4 protein-coding genes are annotated in these 6,000 nt (G+C 70.9%); all 4 read right to left on the bottom strand.

Annotated features, from left to right (window positions below; all coding sequences use genetic code 11):
* Positions 1-480: 480 nt before the first annotated feature.
* The 4 genes from glpK to ACWPXV_RS16375 all read right to left on the bottom strand — a co-directional run bounded on the left by glpK (position 481) and on the right by ACWPXV_RS16375 (position 5,806).
* On the bottom strand, positions 481-1,995 hold the full coding sequence (glpK, locus tag ACWPXV_RS16390) for a glycerol kinase GlpK (protein ID WP_454086220.1): 1,515 nt from the start codon (positions 1,993-1,995) through the stop codon (positions 481-483).
* A 45-nt stretch (positions 1,996-2,040) separates the two neighbouring features.
* Positions 2,041-2,790, bottom strand: a complete 750-nt coding sequence (locus tag ACWPXV_RS16385) for an MIP/aquaporin family protein (RefSeq protein WP_454086219.1) — start codon at positions 2,788-2,790, stop codon at positions 2,041-2,043.
* Between the two features lie 62 nt (positions 2,791-2,852).
* Positions 2,853-4,583 (bottom strand): FAD-dependent oxidoreductase, encoded by a 1,731-nt coding sequence (locus ACWPXV_RS16380; RefSeq protein ID WP_454086218.1) that lies wholly within the window; start codon positions 4,581-4,583, stop codon positions 2,853-2,855.
* Positions 4,584-4,726: 143 nt separating this feature from the next.
* Positions 4,727-5,806: a DUF418 domain-containing protein gene (locus ACWPXV_RS16375; RefSeq protein ID WP_454086217.1), complete on the bottom strand. Its 1,080-nt coding sequence runs from the start codon at positions 5,804-5,806 to the stop codon at positions 4,727-4,729.
* Positions 5,807-6,000 lie beyond the last annotated feature (194 nt).

The following is a 6,000-nucleotide window of genomic DNA, read 5'->3' as shown; positions in this document are numbered from 1 at the left end:
CTCCAGGACTGGGGACGCGGCAGTGCCGCAGCGGTGGCGAGGGTGAGCTCCGGCGTGCTCCTCGGGGCCGGGCGTGCGACGGCACGGCCGGGGAGGAGAGGGAGGTCAGCGCCGCAGAGGGCGCGGGAAGGCGGAGGCGGGCTCAGCGGCCCGCGGGGTCAACGCCTCAGGCAGGACAACAACACATGCACGCCGCGGCGCGCTGACACATGCACAGGGCGGTGCTCGGCGCGAGATGCGGCCTGACACTCGTGTGCACGGTCATGGTGGTCCTCCCCAGCTCGCGGCGGACGCCGCGATCGTTCGGGCACGGCGTGCGTGCCCCCGACGTCTGCGACGCTACGTCATGACGCTTGAATGTCCAACCACTCTTCGGCGCCCGTCCCACCCGCTGGGACAGCGCCACCCTCCACCGCCGAGAGCCGGATTCCTCGGGGGAGAAATCCGGCTCTCGACGCGGTTGGGGGACCGGGGAGTGGGTCAGTCCACGTCCTCGTCGACCCAGTCGAAGGTCTTCGTCACGGCCTTCTTCCAGCTGCGGTAGAGGCGCTCGCGCTCGGCGTCGTCCATCGACGGCGTCCAGCGCTTGTCCTCGCCCCAGTTGTCGACGACGTCCTGCTCGCCCTCCCAGAAGCCGACGGCGATGCCGGCGGCGTAGGCGGCACCGAGGGCGGTGGTCTCGGTGACCTTCGGGCGGACGACGTCCACGCCGAGGATGTCGGCCTGGAACTGCATGAGCTGCTCGTTGGCGACCATGCCGCCGTCGACCTTGAGCTCCTTGAGGTCGACGCCGGAGTCGGCGTTCATCGCGTCGACGACCTCGCGAGACTGGTAGGCGGTGGCCTCCAGGACGGCCCGCGCGATGTGGCCCTTGTTGACGTACCGGGTCAGGCCCACGAGCGCACCGCGGGCGTCCGAGCGCCAGTACGGGGCGAAGAGCCCGGAGAACGCCGGGACGAAGTACGCCCCGCCGTTGTCGTCCACCGACGCGGCCAGCTTCTCGATCTCCGGCGCGCTCTTGATGATCCCGAGGTTGTCGCGCAGCCACTGGACGAGGGAGCCGGTGACGGCGATCGAGCCCTCGAGGCAGTACACCTGCGGCTGCTCACCGATCTTGTAGCCCACCGTCGTCAGCAGCCCGTTCTCGCTGTGGACGAGCTCGGTGCCGGTGTTGAGGAGGAGGAAGTTGCCGGTGCCGTAGGTGTTCTTCGCGCTGCCGACCTCGAAGGCCGCCTGCCCGAAGGTCGCGGCCTGCTGGTCACCGAGGATGCCGGAGATCGGCACGCCCGGCACGAAGCCGCCCTCGCGGCCCTTGCCGTAGACCTCGGAGGAGGAGCGGATCTCCGGGAGCATCGACATCGGGATGCCCATGTCGGCCGCGATGTCCTCGTTCCACGTGAGCGAGTCGATGTTCATGAGCATCGTGCGCGAGGCGTTGGTGACGTCGGTGACGTGGACACCGCCGTCGGGCCCGCCGGTCATGTTCCACAGCACCCAGGAGTCGGTGGTGCCGAAGAGCAGGTCGCCGGCCTCCGCCTTCTCGCGTGCGCCGTCGACGTTGTCGAGGATCCACTTGACCTTCGGGCCGGCGAAGTACGTGGCGAGGGGCAGGCCCACGGTCTTCTTGTACTTCTCCGGGCCCTCGTCCCCGGCGAGCTCGTCGACGATCTTCTGGGTGCGGGTGTCCTGCCAGACGATCGCGTTGTAGACGGGCTTGCCCGTGCTCTTCTCCCACACGACGGTGGTCTCACGCTGGTTGGTGATGCCGACGGCGGCGAGGTTGCGGTGGGTGAGGTCGCCTCGCGACAGCGCGATGCTCACGACCTCGCGGACGTTGCGCCAGATCTCGACGGCGTCGTGCTCCACCCAGCCGGCACGCGGGAAGATCTGCTCGTGCTCCAGCTGCCCGGTGGAGTGGATGGTGCCCGCGTGGTCGAAGACGATCGCGCGGGTGCTGGTCGTGCCCTGGTCGATGGCGAGGACGTAGTCAGCCATGTCGTTCCTTTCACGTCGCTGTGGACGGTTCGTTGGCCTTGAGGGTCAGAGGAGCTGGACGGCGGCGAAGCCACCGAGGGCGCCGCCGACGAGCGGGCCGAGGATCGGCACCCACGAGTAGCCCCAGTCGCTGCTGCCCTTGCCGCGGATCGGCAGGAGCGCGTGGGCGATGCGCGGGCCGAGGTCACGGGCGGGGTTGATGGCGTACCCGGTGGGGCCACCGAGGCTGTTACCGATACCGACGACGAGCAGCGCCACCGCGAGCGGCCCCAGTCCCGACGGGGTCTTGCCGAAGGCGACGATGACGAAGAGCAGGACGAAGGTGCCGACGACCTCGGTGACGAAGTTGGCGCCGTAGCTGCGGATCTCCGGGCCGGTGGCGAAGACCGCGAGCTTGGTGGCCCCCGGCGCCTCCTCGTCGAAGTGCCGCTTGTACGCGACGTACATGATGACGGCGCCCAGGATGGCTCCGATCATCTGGGCGAGGAAGTACACCAGCGCGTTGCCGAGCGTGTTGTCGATGGGCTCGAGGCCCAGGTCCTCGTTGCCGGCGAAGAAGGGCTGGTCACCGGCGAGCAGGCCGACCGTCACGGCCGGGTTGATGTGCGCGCCGGTGGAGTAGGCGACGTACACACCGGCGAAGACCGCGAGCCCCCAGCCGAAGTTGATGAGCAGCCAGCCGCCGCCGTTGCCCTTGGTCTTGGGCAGGATCGCGTTGGCGACGACGCCACAACCCAGCAGGGTCAGCATCGCCGTCCCCAGCACCTCGGGGAGGAAGATCAGGGAGAAGTCCACGTTGTCCTCTCTTTCACATGGAGTACCTGACGGCGCGGCGTTGCGACGCCAGGGGTCGGGGATCAGGCCAGGGGCACCATGGGCACGATGTCCTGGGCCTGCTGACGCGCACGCTCTCCGGCGTCGTCGTCGGGTGCCTCCGCCGCGGCCCGCTCGGCCTCGCAGCGCGCGGTGTAGGCGTCGATCTCCGCCTGCCGCCGCTCGTCGTTCCAGCCGAGGATCGGCGCGATGACGTCGACGATCTCCGGCACGGCGGCGAGGCCGCTGTCGCGCACCTCGTAGACGAGGCGGGTACGGCGGACCATGACGTCCTCGAGGTGGAGGACGGCCTCGCGCTCGGCCGCGTAGGCGACCTCGGCGCGCAGGTAGGCGGGGGCGTGCTCGAGGGGACGGCCCAGGTCGGGCTGCTCCTCGACCATCGTCACGAGCTCCTCGAGCATGGAACCGTAGCGGTGCAGGAGGTGGTCGACCATCGCGTGGGACCAGCCGAAGCGGGTGGCGTGCCGCTGGGCGCGTCGTCGCACGGCCTGCAGGCCGACGGCGCCGAGGAGGGGGATGCGCTCGGTGATCGAGGGCAGGCGCTTGGCCTCCTCGCCGAGGGCGAAGTCGACGGCGTCCTTGGCCATCACCCGGTAGGTGGTGAGCTTGCCGCCGGCGATGACGGTGAGGCCGGGGGCGGGGGAGGCGACGGTGTGCTCGCGGGAGACCTTCGCCGACGACGTGCCCTCCTTGGTTCCGGGCTGCAGCAGCGGCCGCAGGCCCGCGTAGGTGCCGATGACGTCCTCAGGGGTGAGGGGCGTCTTGAGGACGGCGTTGGCGTGCTCGATGACGTAGTCGATGTCCGCCTTGGTGGCGACGGGGTGGCGCAGGTCGTGCTCGTAGGGGGTGTCGGTCGTGCCGATGATCCAGTAGCGCGACCACGGGATGATGAACAGGACGCTCTTCTCGGTCTGGAGGATCAGGCCGACGTCCCCGCGGATCCGCTCGCGCGGCACGACGATGTGGATGCCCTTGGAGGCGAGCACGTGCAGGCCGCCGTCGGTGCCGGAGAGCGACTCGGTCTCCTCGGTCCACACACCGGTGGCGTTGACGACGTGGCGGGCCCTGACGTCGAGGACCTCACCGGTCTCCAGGTCCTTGACCTGGGCGCCGGCGACCCGGCCGGAGCCGTCCTTGTGGAGGCCCACGACCTGGGTGCGGTTGGCGGCCAGTGCGCCGTAGGCGGCGGCGGTCCGCACGAGGGTGGTGACGAGCCGGGAGTCGTCGACGCTCGCGTCCCAGTACTGGACGGCGCCCACGGCGGCGTCGTGGCGCAGGTCGGGGAAGAGCTGCTCCATCCGCGAGCGGCTGCGGTGGCGGTGGAGCGGCATCGCGCGCTTCCCGGGGGCGATGCCGGCGAGCGTGTCGTAGAGCGCGATGCCGGCGCCGACGTAGGCGCGCTCCCAGACGCGGTGCTCGAGCGGGTAGAGGAAGGGCACCCGCTTCACCAGGTGCGGGGCGAGGTGCTTGATGAGGAGGTCGCGCTCGGTGAGGGCCTCGTGGACGAGGCTGAAGTCGAGCATCTGGAGGTAGCGCAGCCCGCCGTGGACGAGCTTGCTCGACCAGCTCGAGGTGCCCGAGGACCAGTCCTGGGCCTCGACGATGCCGGTCCGCAGGCCGCGCGTGGCGGCGTCCAGGGCGATGCCCGCGCCGGTCACCCCGCCGCCGATGACGAGCACGTCCAGCGGTTCGTCCCCGCTCATCTCGGCCAGGGCCGAGAGCCGTGTGTCCGCGGTCAAGGTGCTCGATGCCACAGGGGGTCCCTTCGATCGTGCGTCGGCGTTCCCGTCATGCTCCACGGCCCGCGGGAGGCACGCAAGCGAGCCTTCGGCGGGTTGTGCCGTACGTCACTCTAGGCCCTTCGGGGCGGCGCCTCGATGAGATTCGTGCCGTTTCCTCAGGCGTGCGCCGTGGCCACGGGCGGCTCGTAGCGCCCCACGGTGAGGCGCCGCATGACCCACTCGAGGGGCCCGCGCCCCACGAACCGCATCCACAGGGTGCAGACGACCAGGGTGACGACGACGAACCACGCGAGGACGGCGTTGGACTCGGTGAACCAGACGACCTCGTTGCCGAGGATCGCGATCGCGACGATGTGGACGGAGTAGGCCGACAGCGCCATCGCCCCGGTCGCGGCCAGCGGCTGGAGGAGCAGGCGCGCCACCTTCGCGACGGACGGCAGGGCGGTGACGGCGAGGAGGACGGCGAGGACGGCGAGGGTGACGCCGGCGTTGCCGATGAGCTCGAGGGTGGCGTCGGAGTGCGGGTCGGAGCGGATGAGCTGGGCGGCGAGCTCGGAGTCCGGGACGACGGTCTGCTGCAGGTAGGAGCCCCCGCCGTAGCCGACGAGCGCGAGACCGACGCCGGTGACGCCGAGGAACCCCTGGACGGTGGGGGAGCGCAGGTCCAGCCGGCCCACGCACAGGCCGAGGAGCATGTAGGCGATCCACACGAGCGCCGGGTAGTAGCCGGTGAGGACGAGGCCGAGGAGGTAGCTCTCCTCGAGCGTCGTCTCGACCGGCGCGGGCCCGTCGGCGCGGGCGGACAGGAGCAGCGCGAGGAGCGTCGGGCCGACGACGGCCGCGACGGCGGCGAGCACCCCCACCAGCCAGGGCCGCAGCCCGATGAAGGGCGCGACGAGGAGGAAGGTCACCGCGTAGGACGGCAGGATCACCGCCACCGGCGTGCCGAGCAGCTCGAGGAGCAGGCCGATGACGAGGACGACGCCGGCGCGCGTGGCGATGCGCAGCCACCCGTGGGGGAGGGCCGGACCGCGCGGCACCGGGCGCCCGCCGGGGAACAGGGCGATCGACACCCCGGCGAGGACCGCGAACATCGCCGACGGCCGTCCGTCCGCGACGACGAACCACGACGGCGAGTGCAGGCCGTCGGGTCCCGAGTGGCCCAGGTGGGCGACGAACATCCCGATGACGGCCAGCCCGCGGGCGATGTCGACCCCGACGATCCGTTGATTCACGCGCCCAGCGTAGGGCGCCCACCCCGCCCTTGTCGCCGACAGCGCAGTTGCTGCCGACAGCCGGCCCACCTCCCGCCGCCAACTGGATCCCGCCCACCCCTGTCGCCGACAGCTGGATCCCGCCCGCCCCCTTGTCGCCGACAGTGCAGTTGTTACCGACAGCCGGACCTTCACCCCTCTTGTCGACGGCAGCT

Source organism: Georgenia sp. Marseille-Q6866 (assembly GCF_965111665.1).
Note: the sequence above shows the minus strand (reverse complement) of the source record. Positions and strands in the feature narration are given on the sequence as shown.

Bases quoted from the DNA above. Each gene is read 5' to 3' on its own strand.
- glpK (WP_454086220.1), bottom strand. From the start codon at position 1,995: ATGGCTGACTACGTCCTCGCCATCGACCAGGGCACGACCAGCACCCGC.